This window comes from Paenarthrobacter sp. E2MeOHC11 (genome assembly GCF_058744955.1).
This window is the reverse complement of sequence record NZ_CP196673.1, coordinates 1,672,925-1,687,797: the sequence shown is the minus strand read 5'-3', so window position 1 is coordinate 1,687,797 and position 14,873 is coordinate 1,672,925. Positions and strand designations below refer to the sequence as shown.

At 63.1% G+C, this 14,873-nt stretch carries 12 protein-coding genes; 9 read left to right on the top strand and 3 right to left on the bottom strand.

Translation table 11 applies throughout. The features are described 5' to 3' along the window. Window positions 1–36: 36 nt before the first annotated feature. On the bottom strand, window positions 37–951 hold the full coding sequence (purU, locus tag ACSSVG_RS07700; RefSeq protein WP_231338875.1) for a formyltetrahydrofolate deformylase: 915 nt from the start codon (window positions 949–951) through the stop codon (window positions 37–39). Between the two features lie 120 nt (window positions 952–1,071). Here purU and ACSSVG_RS07695 point away from each other — a divergent pair, with 120 nt between their 5' ends. Both ACSSVG_RS07695 and pdxS read left to right on the top strand, forming a co-directional pair. Continuing rightward, the gene (locus ACSSVG_RS07695) at window positions 1,072–1,752 is read left to right on the top strand and encodes a GntR family transcriptional regulator (protein ID WP_231338876.1); all 681 of its coding nucleotides are present in this window, start codon (window positions 1,072–1,074) and stop codon (window positions 1,750–1,752) included. 215 nt (window positions 1,753–1,967) lie between these two features. After that, window positions 1,968–2,816, top strand: coding sequence for a pyridoxal 5'-phosphate synthase lyase subunit PdxS (pdxS, locus tag ACSSVG_RS07690; RefSeq protein ID WP_272941670.1), 849 nt, complete (start codon window positions 1,968–1,970; stop codon window positions 2,814–2,816). A 231-nt stretch (window positions 2,817–3,047) separates the two neighbouring features. Here the strand turns inward: pdxS and ACSSVG_RS07685 are convergent, their stop codons facing one another. Continuing rightward, on the bottom strand, window positions 3,048–3,980 hold the full coding sequence (locus ACSSVG_RS07685; RefSeq protein WP_492418223.1) for a LysR family transcriptional regulator: 933 nt from the start codon (window positions 3,978–3,980) through the stop codon (window positions 3,048–3,050). A 162-nt stretch (window positions 3,981–4,142) separates the two neighbouring features. Here ACSSVG_RS07685 and ACSSVG_RS07680 point away from each other — a divergent pair, with 162 nt between their 5' ends. Together ACSSVG_RS07680 and ACSSVG_RS07675 are read left to right on the top strand one after the other, a co-directional pair. Continuing rightward, window positions 4,143–5,444 (top strand): aromatic ring-hydroxylating oxygenase subunit alpha, encoded by a 1,302-nt coding sequence (locus ACSSVG_RS07680; RefSeq protein ID WP_231338878.1) that lies wholly within the window; start codon window positions 4,143–4,145, stop codon window positions 5,442–5,444. Next, on the top strand, window positions 5,441–6,856 hold the full coding sequence (locus tag ACSSVG_RS07675) for a ferredoxin reductase (RefSeq protein ID WP_253465954.1): 1,416 nt from the start codon (window positions 5,441–5,443) through the stop codon (window positions 6,854–6,856). The genes ACSSVG_RS07680 and ACSSVG_RS07675 overlap by 4 nt, the downstream gene beginning before the upstream one ends. 36 nt (window positions 6,857–6,892) lie before the next feature. Here ACSSVG_RS07675 and ACSSVG_RS07670 read toward each other — a convergent pair whose 3' ends face one another. Further along, on the bottom strand, window positions 6,893–9,046 hold the full coding sequence (locus ACSSVG_RS07670) for an amylo-alpha-1,6-glucosidase (RefSeq protein WP_492418220.1): 2,154 nt from the start codon (window positions 9,044–9,046) through the stop codon (window positions 6,893–6,895). A 295-nt stretch (window positions 9,047–9,341) separates the two neighbouring features. Here ACSSVG_RS07670 and ACSSVG_RS07665 point away from each other — a divergent pair, with 295 nt between their 5' ends. The 5 genes from ACSSVG_RS07665 (at window position 9,342) to mmsB (ending at window position 14,854) form a co-directional block, all read left to right on the top strand. Continuing rightward, window positions 9,342–9,683 (top strand): hypothetical protein, encoded by a 342-nt coding sequence (locus ACSSVG_RS07665; protein ID WP_231338881.1) that lies wholly within the window; start codon window positions 9,342–9,344, stop codon window positions 9,681–9,683. Window positions 9,684–9,778: 95 nt separating this feature from the next. Further along, a complete protein-coding gene (locus ACSSVG_RS07660; protein ID WP_492418218.1) occupies window positions 9,779–11,185 on the top strand; it encodes a cryptochrome/photolyase family protein in 1,407 nt (468 codons plus the stop codon). 152 nt (window positions 11,186–11,337) lie between these two features. Continuing rightward, window positions 11,338–12,837 (top strand): CoA-acylating methylmalonate-semialdehyde dehydrogenase, encoded by a 1,500-nt coding sequence (locus tag ACSSVG_RS07655; protein ID WP_231338916.1) that lies wholly within the window; start codon window positions 11,338–11,340, stop codon window positions 12,835–12,837. Further along, complete coding sequence (locus ACSSVG_RS07650) at window positions 12,837–13,901, top strand: enoyl-CoA hydratase/isomerase family protein (protein ID WP_253465962.1); 1,065 nt, start codon at window positions 12,837–12,839, stop codon at window positions 13,899–13,901. The genes ACSSVG_RS07655 and ACSSVG_RS07650 overlap by 1 nt, the downstream gene beginning before the upstream one ends. Window positions 13,902–13,912: 11 nt before the next feature. Further along, window positions 13,913–14,854, top strand: coding sequence for a 3-hydroxyisobutyrate dehydrogenase (gene mmsB / locus ACSSVG_RS07645; RefSeq protein ID WP_231338884.1), 942 nt, complete (start codon window positions 13,913–13,915; stop codon window positions 14,852–14,854). Window positions 14,855–14,873: the final 19 nt, after the last annotated feature.

Here is a 14,873-nt window from a genome sequence, read left to right as displayed (position 1 = left end):
TAAAGGGGTGAGTCTGCTGGTGTTCTAGTGCGGTGTCTAGCGGAAAACCACTGTGCTGGTCTGGTCCAGCAGCACACGGTGTTCGCAGTGCCACCTGACAGCGCGGGACAATGCCAGGGCTTCGGCGTCCTGGCCCACGGTTGAGAGGGTGGTGGGGCCGTAGCTGTGATCGACGCGGATGACTTCCTGCTCGATGATCGGTCCCTCATCCAGGTCCGCAGTGACGTAGTGGGCAGTGGCACCCACCAGTTTCACGCCGCGGTCATAGGCCTGGTGGTAAGGGCGGGCGCCCTTGAATCCCGGCAGGAACGAGTGGTGGATGTTGATGGCGCGTCCTTCGAGGGCGCGGCACAAATCGTCCGAAAGCACCTGCATGTAGCGTGCCAGCACAACGAGGTCTACGTTGTACTCCTCCACCAGGTCCAAAAGCTTCTGCTCGGCCTCTGCCTTGGTATCCGGGGTGACAGGTAGGTAGACGAAGGGCAGGCCGGCGGCTTCCGCCATGGCACGGTGCGTTTCATGGTTGGAAGCAACCACCACGAGGTCACCGCCGAGGCTGCCACCCCGCCAGCGGAAGATGAGATCGTTCAGGCAGTGCCCGAACTTGGACACCATCACCAGGACGCGTTTCTTGGTTTGGTCGTGGAAGCTGAACTTCATCTCGAAGCGGTCGGCAATCGCGCTGAATTCCTCTTCAAGCCGCTCCGGTGAGTAGGACAGCGGGCCCGAGAAAGCGGTCCGCAGGTGCAGCGTCTGGCGGAGGCCGTCGTCGAACTGCTGGTGTTCTTCGATGTTGAAGCCGCGGTCAAACAGGAAGGTGGTTACTGCCTGAACGATTCCGGCGCGTTCGACGCACGACAATGTGAGTACGAACTTCTGTGCTTGCTCTTCTTTGAGCAATTCGGGCTTCGGCAGGGTGCTTACCGGTGAGTCTGTCGCCATGAGGGTCATGTCGCCTCCTTTAGATATATTCTTGGGTCCTGAACTGATATATTAGGATTGGGATTCAGCGTATACTGGTGACTCAGGCAGGTCAATAGCTTTTTTGGTTGTGAAGAAGGGGATGGCGCTGTGGCTTTTGGAACTTTGGCATTGGCCGGCGAGGACACGAAGAAGTCCTTGGCCGACATCGCCTATGAACGCCTCCGGGATCGACTCCTGATGTTGGATATCAAACCCGGCGACCTCCTTAACGACGATCAGCTCGCCAAGGACCTGGAGATCGGCCGGACGCCGGTGCGTGAAGCACTGAAACGCCTGGAGCTGGATCGCCTGGTCATTACGTATTCGAGGCGGGGGACGTTTGCCACCCGCGTTGAAGTAACCGACCTCGCCTTTATCTCCGAAATTCGGGCACAGCTGGAACCCCTTGCCGCTGCCAGGGCGGCGCGGGTTGCTTCCGCTGCCACCAAGGAGCACCTGCGCGAAGTGATGCGCGCAGTGGAGGACTTTGACGTTGACGCCGCCTCGGTGGTTGAAACCCTACGGCTTGACGCCAGCGTTCACCGTGGAATCTATGCAGCGGCGGCGAACCCGCACCTCGAAGACATCCTGATTCGCTACGACAATCTGGCAACCCGGATCTGGTGCATGGTTTTGGATCGCTTGCCCGATCTTGAGCACCACGTGCGTGAACACCTGGACTTGCTCAGGGCGGTCATTGACGGTGATGAGGATCAGGCTGCCGAGTTGGCCCGTGTCCACGTCAGCGGCTTCGAGCAGGCCGTGCGCCAGGCGCTTTTCGCGGCTTAGTTCCAGCGCTAAAACCCCTGTTGACTCCGCGCTTCCGTGATTGCATACTGAAGATTCCATCTAATATATCACCCGGATATCAGTAGCTCTTCCAGCCTGCGTCCGGGCGCTTGTGATGCAATCACAGCCTTCAGCCCTTGGAGTATCACGTGCCTACAAGACCCCTCCTTTTTGAAAACATACCGTTGACGGGCAGCAGCCGTGTTAAGCGGGGCATGGCGGAGATGCTCAAGGGCGGCGTCATCATGGACGTCGTTAACGTCGAGCAGGCCCGCATCGCCGAAGACGCCGGTGCCGTCGCTGTCATGGCGCTCGAGCGTGTCCCGGCCGATATCCGCGCCCAGGGTGGCGTGTCCCGCATGTCGGATCCGGACATGATCGATGCGATCATCGCCGCCGTGTCCATCCCGGTCATGGCCAAGGCCCGCATCGGCCACTTCGTCGAAGCCCAGGTCCTGCAGTCCCTCGGTGTTGACTACATCGACGAGTCCGAGGTCCTGACCCCGGCGGATTACATCAACCACATCGACAAGTGGAACTTCACTGTCCCGTTCGTGTGTGGTGCCACCAACCTTGGTGAGGCTTTGCGCCGCATCAACGAGGGTGCGGCGATGATCCGGTCCAAGGGTGAAGCCGGTACCGGTGATGTTTCCAACGCGACCGGGCACATGCGCAAGATCCGTTCGGAGATCGCCAAGCTCGCAGCACTTCCCGAGGACGAGCTCTACGTTGCGGCCAAGGAGTTGCAGGCCCCGTACGAGCTGGTCAAGGAAGTTGCCGCGACCGGCAAGCTTCCCGTGGTGTTGTTTACCGCCGGCGGCATCGCCACTCCGGCTGATGCTGCGATGATGATGCAGCTCGGCGCTGACGGTGTGTTTGTTGGCTCGGGGATCTTCAAGTCCGGCAACCCGGCAGAGCGCGCCGCCGCAGTCGTCAACGCCACCGCCTACTATGACGATCCTGACGTCATCGCCAAGGTCTCCCGCGGCCTCGGGGAAGCCATGGTGGGCATCAACGTCGACGACATCCCGCAGCCCCACCGCCTCGCAGAACGCGGCTGGTAGGTTCCGTTGCCCCCGGCGTGCCCTGATCCTCTGCGTGCTATTCCCCGCTCTCGCTGCCGCCATTTTGCTGGCGGGCCGGGGCGGGGACCCTTTTACGCACGCTGCCGGATCAGCGCTCACCGCTCCGTTGTGGGAGTGTTTGTTTGTTAGTGAGGGACTCTCCACCAGGAAGTTGTTCGATAAGTCGACGGGCTACCAGGTCTGGGCCTGAGCGGCTGTTACTCCGGACTTTTAGCGGTCATCCTCTGGGCGGGCCGTGAGGATCCGATGAGCGCTCTCCTGCAGGATGGCGAGCGACTCCTGGATGAGGGGCGAGGCGATGCTGCCCCTGCGAACCGCAGCGACGATGCGGCGTGAGGGCCTGCCTTTGCCGCTGATACGAAGCCGAACCACGTTTTCGGTGTTATGCAAGGGTGCCAACCGCGGCAGCAGACCCACGCCAAGTCCCGCTCCGACGAAGGCGATCTGGGTTTCCCACTCAACGGCCTCATGGGCAATCCGCGGCGTCACCCCGACGGCCGTGAACGCCGCTGTAAAAAGGGCGTGGTAGGTGGAGCCGGCGGCTTCGGTGATCCATGGTTCAGACGCGAGCTCTTCCAGCGTCACCGTTTCCCGCGATGCCAAGGGATGGTCAGCCGGAATGATCACGTCCAGGGGATCGTCGAGCAGGATCGTCTGTTCGAAGCGGGGATCGTCTTCCACGTAGGTGTCGGACTGCATGGCGACGATGACCGCAAGATCAATTCGTTCTGCCACCAGCAGGTCGAAGCAGCGGGCCGGGTTGGCCTCGAGTACCTGCACCTCCAGTAGTGGGCGCGTGGTGCGGAGGGTGGCGGCCAGCGGGGCGAGCAGCTGCGCGGCCGCCGTCGAGAATCCGCCGAGGCCAAAACGGGACTGCACCTGATCGCCCGCCTCCATGGCTGCCGCGCGCAGGCTTTCCCACTCGGCAATGAGGGTGTCCGAGCCCTCCACGAGAAAACGGCCCGTGGCGGTCAGCCGAACGCCCCGGCCGTCCTTGGTCAGCAACTGCATTCCCAGCATGCGCTGGAGCTCCCGCAGCTGTGCGGAAACAGCGGACGGGGAGTAGCCGGTGAGCTCCGCGGTTGCGCCAATGGTGCCGCACCGGGCAAACACCCGAAGTGTGATGAGCCTCGCATCGATCATGCACCTATTGTGCACGGTTATCTTCTGAATCTTGCGCTTTTGTTGCGGTTCAATCGTCCCTAATCTCATGACTATAAGGTTTTCGACCACGCCGCCCGCCCCCAACGCAGCGGTGCTCCCCACGAAACACACTCTGACCCACGCCTCCCGGGAGGAAAACATATGTCTGCTCCAGTCTTGCCCCTCAACTCACGCGGAAAACTCGCCTCATCTTTGCCTGCAGAGCAGCTGGCGGAGATCAGCGCGTTGTTCGAGTTCCGGCGCAAGGGATTTTCCCTCGATGCGCCCTTCTACACCGATGCCACGATCTTCAAGATCGACATGGAAGCCATTTTTGGCCAGCACTGGATCTTTGCCGGCAGCGTCGCCGAGCTGCCGGAGCCAGGCGACTACATCACGGTGGACTACGGGCCCTACTCCCTGATCGTGCTGCGCAATGACGACGGCGGCGTGAACGTCCTGCATAACGTCTGCCGTCACCGTGGCGCCCGCGTCCTGACCGAGGCTGCCGGGTCCACAGGAAACCTGGTGTGCGGCTACCACTCGTGGACGTACTCTCCGGAAGGCAACCTGATCCACGCCTCGGCGCCAGGGGAGACGAAGTTCGACAAAGGCTGCTTCGGCCTCAAGCGCGCCCACAGCCGTGTGGTGGCCGGACTCATCTTCGTCTGCATTGCCGACGAGCCACCAGCCGACTTCGACGAAACCTCAAAGATCTTTGAGCCGTACCTCGCGCCCCACGATCTGTCGAAGACGAAAGTCGCCTACCAGCAGAACATCATTGAGGAGGGCAACTGGAAGCTCGTCATGGAGAACAACCGTGAGTGCTACCACTGCGACGGACACCCGGAGCTCGCCTGTTCCCTCTTCCCCACCTGGGGCCTGACGGAGGGCCTGATCCCCGCCCATCTCGAAGAAGTGTGGGACCGCAACAAGGAGGCACAGTCCTCGCTCGAGGAGCGTTGCCGCCGCTATGGCCTTCCCTACGAAGTGGTGGAGGAGCTGGACACCCGCATCGCCGGAATCCGTATTTCACGCGAATCCCTCGACGGCGAGGGCGAATCGTTCTCGGCCGATGGGCGCAGGCTCTCCAAGAAGCTGCTCGGTGACTTGCCGGACTTCCGCCTTGGCCGCTGCTCCATGCACCTGCAGCCCAACAGCTGGTTCCACTTCCAAAGCGACCACGTCATCACGTTCGGCGTCTTCCCCGTCAACGAGCACCAGTCCTTGGTCCGCACCACCTGGCTGGTAGCGGATGACGCCGTGGAAGGCGTGGACTACGACCTGGAGAAGCTCACCTACACCTGGAAGCAGACCAACCTGCAGGACAAGGCATTCGTGGAGCTGTGCCAGACCGGTGCCGGCAGCCCTGCCTACGAGCCCGGCCCGTACATGAAGAGCGAGTACCAGGTGGAGGCCTTCATCAACTGGTACGTACAGCGCGTCCAGGAGCACTTGGCATGACCGAACTCCTCACTGAGACGCTGGTCCAGGAGCCACATCGCATTCGCGGCCTTGAAATGCCGTGGAACAGGGTGATGGGAAGCAGCGAGGGACCCGCCAGCGCAGCCCGTGCGTTGGGTCCCTGGCATCCGCAGGAGTTTACGGCCGAATGCGTGGAGATTGTTGCCGAAGTGGGCGGCATGATGACCTTCGTGTTCCGTCGCTCCGATGGTGCACCCCTGGCGTTCCGAGCCGGCCAGTATGTGAACGTGGCCTTCCCTGTGAACGGGGAAGACCAGGACCCGGCGGACCGAAGCTACTCGCTGTCCAGCGCCCCCACGAGGCCGTGGACCTTCGACATCACTGTTAAACGCGATCCCACGGGGCTGGTCTCGCCGTGGGTGCACCAGAACATCAAACCCGGCACTGTTTTGGAGATGCTGGGGCCCGTGGGGGCCTTCCACCTGCCCGACGTCGACCGGCGGGCACGGTACCTCCTGCTGGCTGCCGGGGCCGGCATCACCCCCATCATGTCCATGGTTCGGACCATCCATTCCCTCCCTGGACAGGCCGATGTGGTGGTGCTTTATCACGGGGCGGCGGACGAGGGCTTTGCCTTCAACAAGGAGCTCGCCTACATCGCCTCGGTGGACTCGCGCATCAAGGTCTTCTACTCCCTAGGCAACCGAGCCAAACCCGCGGACTGGGAAGGGCTGAGTGGAAGGCTCACGGCGGCCATGCTGGATGAGGTGGCTCCGGATGCCAATGGGCGGCAGGTCTATGCGTGTGGTCCCGAGGGCTACCTGAACACCGCCACTGAGCTCCTGGGGAAGGTGGGCGTGGACGACACCTCCATCCACATGGAGTTCTTCACCGGAGACCGCCAGACCATCCTTGAATACCAGGCGGAGCTTGCGCATGCGGCGGACATCGCGGAGGAGATCGCCGAGGAAATAGCGGAATCCGCCGAGGATTACTACGAAAGCCAGCCCGCTGCGTTTGGGCTCTACGAGCCAGGCTACGACGCCGAGGGAACCTTGCAGGCGACCGGCCTGGAGCTGGAATCCGCGGAGCCGGACCTGACCGGTCCCGAAGCTTTCGACGGCGGTGCGGATGCGGGAGCGGAGGTCTCAACTCCCGATGCTTCGAGCTTTGAGACAGTGGGAACGGGAAGCCTCACCCTGTCCTTCATGCGCACCGGCATCAATGTGCGCGTGGACCCGTCCGAGCACATCCTGGGCCCGGCCCAGCGTGCCGGCGTCAGGATCGGCGCCAACTGCAAGGAGGGCATGTGTGGCTCCTGCAAGATCGTCAAGCTTTCCGGCGACGTCGAGATGAACCACCAGGGCGGCATCCGGGCACGTGAGATCGACGCTGGCAAGTTCCTGCCCTGCTGCTCAACGGCGCTCACTGACATGGTGATCGACGCTTAGCTCAGGGCTCAGGGCTCAGGGCTCAGGGCTCAGGGCTCAGGGCTCAGTACGCCGCAGCTCTGCCCGTTCCACGAGCTCGGTGATCCACGGCCGTTGGGCACGGTGGAGCGTCAAACCTTCCGGAAGCCCCTCAACCCGGGAGGAAGAACCGACCACGTCGATGGTGATGCGCCCGCTTCCCATGGGGGCGTTGCTGATGTGCAGGTCACCGTAGGACTCGGGCAATACGGGATCCAGCCAGACGCCGCCCAAGGAAATGTGGGCGTCGTAGCGCATGAGTCCGGTGATGAGCTGGATGGGAGTAGCGGCAGCCCAGGCCTGTGGGGAACATGCCGTGGGGTACGGCACGGGCTCCCTGAACTGTTCGCGCGCAAACCCGCAGAACAGTTCGGGGAGCCTGCCGCCGGAGAACTCGGCTGCTTCAAGCAGGGCAGTGGCGATGCGCTGCGCTTCCTCCACGAATCCGTAGCGGAGCAAGCCTGCCGCTATCAGCGCATTGTCATGCGGCCAGACCGAGCCATTGTGGTAGCTGGCCGGGTTGTAGGCGCCCATGTCGCTGGCCAGGGTGCGGACTCCCCAACCGCTGAACATTTCCGGAGACATCAGCCGCTCCACCACACGGGGAGCCTTGTCTTCGTCCACCAAGCCAAACCACAGGCAGTGCCCCATATTTGACGCGCAGGCGTCGACAGGGCGCTTGTCCTTATCCAAGGCCACCGCGTAATAGCCCTTGTCCGGGAGCCAGAAGTCCTCGTTGAACTTCTTTTTCAGGCGATCCGCGCGTTCCCGAAGCTCGGCTGCCAAGGTGTGGTCGCCGTCGTCGTAAGCCATCCAAGCGCGCGCCATGTAGGCGCCATGTACGTAGGCCTGGACTTCGCACAGGGCCAACGGTGGCTCAGCGATGGTGCCATCGGCAAAGTTGATACCGTCCCAGGAATCTTTCCAGCCCTGGTTGATGAGGCCGTGCTCGTTGGGACGCCCGTACTCCACGAAGCCGTCGCCATCCCGGTCGCCATAGTCCCTGATCCACTCGAGCGCGCGATCCGCGTTGGGGAGGAGCTCGGAAATCACGTCCTTGGCGAAGCCCCAACGGCTGACCGAACCCAGGACAGCGACAAAAAGGGGAGTGGCGTCGACGCTGCCGTAGTAGGCGGACTTGCCGCCGAGGGCCAGGCTGCTGGAGACGTCCAGCCTCACCTCATGCAGGATCTTGCCGGGTTCTTCCTCCGTAGCGGTGTTCACCTCGCTTCCTTGGCGGTCAGCCAGGGTGCGCAGCGTGCCCAACGCCAGGGATGGATCCACGGGAAGTGCCATCTCTGACGCCCAGAGGGAGTCCCGGCCGAACAACGTCATGAACCATGGCGCTCCTGCGGCCACCACCACCCTGTCCGGGTGCGCCGGATCCTGAATGCGGAGGGCACCCAAGTCCTCGTAACTCCTGCGGAGGGTCTTTTCGATGGACCGGTTGCCTATTTGCATCACCGGGATCTTGCCCACCCATTCCTGCCTCCGCCGATCACTGGGGGACATCTCGCCCCGGCCGGGATGGGTGAAGGGAGCTGCCGACCCGTCAAGGGTGGGCATCGCGCTGATACGTGTACTCCATTGCCCATAGGGCGGAATGCTCGTCCTGAAACCCAAGGCCTTGGCTCCGGCGCCGGCGCCTTCGGCCCGGATCATCACGCCCTTCTTCAGCCCCTCCCACAGCCCGCGGATTTCCAGCGAGTCACCTTCCAAACGACGCGTTTCCTTCCATTCGCGGGTGATCCGGGCTTCCTTCACTTCAAAGAGATCCGCGAAGTCCGCTTCGACCGCCAGCGTGATGCTGCACTCAGCCGGTTCTTTGGAGTAGTTCCGGATAGTGATTTCCTCAAGCATGCCGGCCCCTACTTCACGGAGCCGTTCTACGAGCAGGGGACTGTCGGCGTAGCCGCCTGAGCGCGGCACACGGCCTGCGAACAGGGCCCGGTACGGTTCTTTGGTTTCTGCCGCCAAGGGTTCGACGGTCTGGCCGTTGATGGTCAGCTCCCAGCGGGACAAGATGCGTGTGTCCAAGTGGAACAGGCCCTGCGGCAGCTCAGGCCTGATGTCTCCGTTGGCTGCAGAGATGCAGAAAGTAGAGCCTTCCACGAGGGTTACGGTGCCGGAGCCCAGTGGGCCGGCTGCGGTGTCTGCGTTCCATCCAGCCACGGCTTGCCTCCAATCATCACGCCCTGATTGCCCGCTCCGCTGGGGAACGCAGGATTCCGGGGTGTGTGGCTGTATCTGAAGCTACGCCGAACTCGGGGATGGCGCCAGAGCCCGCGCATCGGTTGCCACGGCACGGTGTGGCGCCGGTTTCGGCGCGGGACAGCACCTCTTCGAAACCCAGAGTTAATCTGTTTTCCGGTTACTCCGCGGTACGGGGGGTCTATAGTGGGGGAACAGGACATTCGCTGATGCAGCCCGGCGGCCCGTATTTTCTTCCGACGCCGGAGGCCCCGTAATGACCGACACCCAAATAGGCAGCTTTATTCGCGACTGCGTGGTGTTTGAGGACGACACCGAGAACGGCTTGGATTTTGACACTTTCTATGGCCTGTACATCAGTTGGTGCGTTCTTGGACGAAAAATTCCCATTCCAGACTCCGCTTTCAAAACGGCCCTTGTCCGTGAGGGTCTGAGGTCCATCAAGGAAAACGGCCGCAGGATCTATGCAGGATTGAGCATGGTGGGCCCTGCAGCCAGGGACTACGTGGTAAACAGCGTTCCCGTGTGGGATGCAACGGGGGCCGATGCTCCCGCACTTTCCGAGATCGTCGAGGAAGCTGTTCCATCCATCGCCTAGCCTTATTCAACAGCGAGCGTTCAGCCCATGCCCCTAGGATTCATAAGGGGGCATGGGCTGTTCCCATTTCCGGGGGTGTCCGCTGAAAGGAATTAATGAAACCGTCCATCGTTTGGTTTCGCGACGACCTGCGGGTCGCCGACAACCCGGCCCTGCGTGCCGCCGTCGACGACGGTGAAGCCGTTGCCTTATTCGTCCTCGACGAAGAATCGCCAGGAATCCGCGCCCACGGCGGTGCCGCACGGTGGTGGCTTCACCACTCGCTGACGGCGCTCCGTGATGAGCTGGACAAGCTGGGCATACCGCTGCTGCTCCGCCGCGGAGCAGCCTCTGACGTGGTCCGGAAGACGACGACGGCGGTTGGCGCCGGCGCACTTTACTGGAACCGCCGGTACGGCTCGGCTGAGCGGACGGTCGACGCCGGCATCAAGGCCTGGGCGGGTGACGCAGGACTGCATGTGGCGAGTTTTCAAGCGTCCCTGCTCCACGAGCCATGGAATGTGGCCACGAAAACGGGCGGGCAATACAAGGTCTTCACTCCTTTCTGGCGGACCGTGTCTGCACAGGATTTCCGCGAGCCGTTGGCTGTGCCCGCAAAGGGCCATGGGTATGCCGGCGAACTGCCCGGGTACGACGAACTGGACTCCTGGCATCTCTTGCCCACCGATCCGGACTGGTCCGGCGGATTGGCCGACATGTGGACGCCGGGGGCTGCTGCCGGGCACCAGCGCCTTGCCGGGTTCGTGGAGAAGGGGCTTTCCAATTACAGCGAGGGGCGGAACCGTCCGGACACCGATGGCAGCAGTTGCCTCTCGCCTTACCTCCGCTGGGGTGAGCTGAGCCCGTTTGAGGTGTGGCATGCCCTGGGTTCCAAAAGGTCGGACAGCGCTTCGATTTACGCTTCCGAGCTGGGCTGGCGTGAATTCTGCTGGCACCAGTACTTCCACAACCCTGGCCTCGCAACGGCCAACCTTCGCCCTGAGTTCGATCGCTTCCCCTGGGCGTGGCCCGGGGCTGCTGGAGACGGCAGCAGTGGTGGCGACGGTAAACACCCCGGCCACGAAAGTGCGCCGGAGGAGCTCCGCGCATGGCAGCAAGGCCGCACCGGCTTCCCTATGGTGGACGCCGGACAACGGCAGCTCTGGCATACGGGGTGGATGCACAACCGTGTCCGCATGGTTGCCGCGAGCTTCCTGGTGAAAAACCTTGGCATCCACTGGCAGCTCGGCGAGCAGTGGTTCTGGGACACCCTGGTGGACGCTGATCCGGCGTCGAACCCCGCCAACTGGCAGTGGGTGGCAGGGTCCGGGGCCGATGCGTCGCCGTTCTTCAGGATCTTCAACCCGGAGGCCCAGCGCATTAAGTTCGATCCCCAGGGAAAATACATTGCCCATTGGATTCCGGAGTTCGGCACACCCGGCTACCCGGAGGAGATCGTGGACCTCAAGACCACCCGGGCGGAAGCGCTGGAGGCGTACAAGGGGATGAAAGAGGTCCATTAGGCGTCCCAGGACACCCCTCTGGAAATTAGTAGGAAGTCCGAGTATATTCGGGTTCAGAGATGACCTGGATCACAGTTGGTCACGTGTTCCCCGCAGCGGTCCCAGCACCCGGCGGCATGGCAGTCATTCACGATGCAAAGGAGCATTCCACCATGGTGCGCGAGCTTTCACACTACGTAGACGGCCAAAGGATTGACGGCACGTCCGGTCGGTTCAGCGATGTCTACGATCCCTGCACCGGCGAAGTCCAGGCCCGGCTTCCGCTGGCCAGCGCGGACGAGGTCCGCAACGCCGTCGCAAATGCGGAGAAGGGCCAGCTCGAATGGGCGGCCATGAACCCGCAGCGCCGTGGACGCATCCTGCTCAAGTTCGTGGACCTGGTCAACGACAACATGGACGAGCTCGCCAAGCTCCTGTCCTCCGAGCACGGCAAGACGTTCGCCGATGCCAAGGGCGACATCCAGCGCGGCATCGAGGTAGTCGAGTTCTCCGCAGGGGCACCACACCTGCTCAAGGGAGAGTTCTCGGACAACGCGGGGCAGGGCATTGACGTCCACTCACTCCGCCAGCCCTTGGGCGTCGTCGCGGGCATCACGCCCTTCAACTTCCCGGCCATGATCCCGCTGTGGAAGTCGGGCCCCGCGCTCGCCGCCGGAAATGCGTTCATCCTCAAGCCCTCCGAACGGGACCCGTCGGTTCCCCTGCGCCTGGCCGAGCTGTACAGCGAAGCCGGGGTTCCGAACGGCGTCTTCAACGTGATCAACGGCGACAAGGAAGCCGTGGACGCGTTGCTTGAAGATCCGCGCGTCAAGGCAATCGGCTTCGTGGGCTCCACACCGATCGCCCAGTACATCTACGCCACAGCAGCCGCGCACGGCAAGCGCGCGCAGTGCTTTGGCGGCGCGAAGAACCACATGGTGATCATGCCCGACGCCGACCTGGACATGGCCGCCGACGCCCTGATTGGTGCCGGGTACGGTTCAGCAGGCGAACGCTGCATGGCGATCTCGGTGGCCGTGCCGGTGGGCCAGGAAACCGCCGATGCCTTGGTGGCCAAGCTGACCGAGCGCGTCAAGGACCTGAGGGTGGGCCACAGCCTGGACAAGGACTCGGACTTCGGACCCGTGGTGGCTGCTTCAGCCAAGGAACGGATCGAGGGCTACATCCAGTCCGGCGTGGATGAAGGCGCGACGCTGGTTACTGATGGCCGCGGCCTCACCGTGGACGGCTACGACGGCGGTTTCTGGGTTGGCCCTACGCTCTTCGACAATGTCACCAAGGACATGAAGATCTATAAGGAAGAGATCTTCGGCCCTGTCCTCAGCGTGCTGCGCGCGGCTGACTATGACGAAGCGCTCAGGCTCTGCAGCGAGCACGAGTTTGGCAACGGCGTCGCAATTTTCACCCGCGACGGTGACTCCGCCCGGGACTTCGCCAGCCGCGTGGAGGTAGGCATGGTGGGCATCAACGTGCCTATCCCCGTCCCGATCGCGTACTACACGTTCGGTGGTTGGAAGGCGTCCGGCTTCGGCGACCTCAACCAGCACGGCGCCGACGCCTTCCGCTTCTACACCAAGACCAAGACCGTGACATCACGGTGGCCCTCCGGCATCCGACAGGGCGCCAGCTTCGTGATGCCGGCAGGCAGCTAATGGGGGCATTGGAGACAGAAGACGAGGTTCTCTTTGAGCGCCGGGGCCATTTGGGCATCGTGACCCTGAACCGACCCAAGGCTGTCAACGCGCTCAATGCGGGAATGGTGAAAGCCATGCTCGGGCAGTTGGCGGACTGGGCGGACGACGACGCCGTCGCCACAGTTTTGGTGCGCGGCACCGGCGACCGCGGCCTGTGCGCGGGCGGGGACATCGTGGCCATCTATAAGGACATGCTCCACAGCGGAACAGAAACAGCGGAGTTCTGGGCCGACGAGTACCGGCTGAACGCCCTGATCTCGCACTATCCCAAACCGTATGTGGCCTTCATGGACGGCCTGGTGCTGGGCGGTGGTGTCGGCATCTCGGCGCACGGTTCCTTGCGTGTCGTCACCGAACGGACACGCACCGGAATGCCCGAAACCACCATTGGATTCGTGCCCGACGTCGGCGGCACGCTCCTGCTGTCACGCTCGCCGGGAGAGACGGGAACCCACGCTGCCCTGACGGGTGCCCATCTGGCCGGCGCCGATGCCCTGTTCCTGGGCCTCGCGGACCACTTTGTGCCGTCCGAAAGCCTGCCCGCGTTGGCGGAAGCGCTGGAAACCTCGACGGCGGAAGCCGCCGTCGAGCGCTTCGCCCAAGCCGCGCCGGACTCGGCCCTGGCGGCCCAACGCGGGTGGATCGACGCCGCGTACGCGTACGACGATGCCGAGGAGATCGTGCGGGGCCTGCGCTCGGCGGGGGCTGAAGCGGCTGCCGTTGCGGACACGATCGAGGCGAAATCGCCGACGTCCGTGAAAGTCGCTTTGGCATCCCTGCGCCGGGTCCGGGGGCTCTCGCTCGAGGAAGCGCTGGACCAGGAGTATCGGGTAGGGCTTCGTTGCCTTGCAGGTCCGGACTTCCGTGAAGGCATCCGCGCGCAGGTGGTGGACAAGGACAGGAATCCGCAATGGAAGCCGCCGACGCTCGCTGACGTCCGCACGTCCGACGTCGAGGGCTACTTCGCGCCGCTTGGAGAACGCGAGCTGGGGCTTTCAGCCAGTCCAGTCCAGTCGAATTGAAGGAGACGAGCATGACAGAGAACGCAGCCACGTCAGATATCCAAGCCCCCTCAACAGGACTCATCGCTTTCCTCGGCCTCGGCCACATGGGCGGACCCATGGCGGCGAACCTGATCAGAGCGGGGCACGAAGTCATCGGCTATGACCCAGTCCCTGCGGCTGTCGAGGCAGCGCTGGCCCACGGGATTCCCATGGCGTCCACGGCACATGAGGCCGCAGCGGAAGCGGCGGTGGTGTTGACCATGCTCCCCAGCGGCAAGCACGTGCTGGACGCCTACCGGGGCGTGGACGGTCCTGGGCTCCTTTCCGTTGCGAAGCCGAACACCCTGTTTCTGGACTGCTCAACCATCAACGTGGACGAAGCGCGCGAAGCGGCTGCCGTTGCACTGGAAGCCGGGCACCGCTCCGTGGACGCCCCGGTTTCCGGCGGCGTGGTGGGTGCCGAAGCGGGCACCCTGACGTTCATGGTGGGTGCATTGCCGGAGGATTTCGAGACCGTGAAACCGATCCTGGAACTCATGGGCAAGAGGATCGTCCACTGTGGTGACCATGGTGCAGGGCAGGCCGCCAAGGTCTGCAACAACATGATTCTGGGCGTGTCCATGATCGCTGTTGCGGAGGCTTTTGTCCTCGGCGAGAAGCTGGGCCTCACGCACCAGGCGTTGTTCGACGTCGCCTCCAACGCGTCCGGACAATGCTGGGCACTGACCACCAACTGTCCCGTTCCGGGACCTGTGCCCACCAGCCCGGCCAACCGCGATTACCAGCCGGGGTTTGCCGGTGCGTTGATGGCCAAGGACCTGCGCCTGGCACTGAACGCGTTGGAAAGCACAGGTGTTGCGGCAGAGATGGGACCGCTGGCATCGCGTATTTACGATGCTTTTGCCGCCGGCGAGGGTGCCGGCAGGGACTTCTCCGGCATCATTACGGAGATCCGCGACAAGTCCGTGTGAAAGGTTGGAACTGAACTTA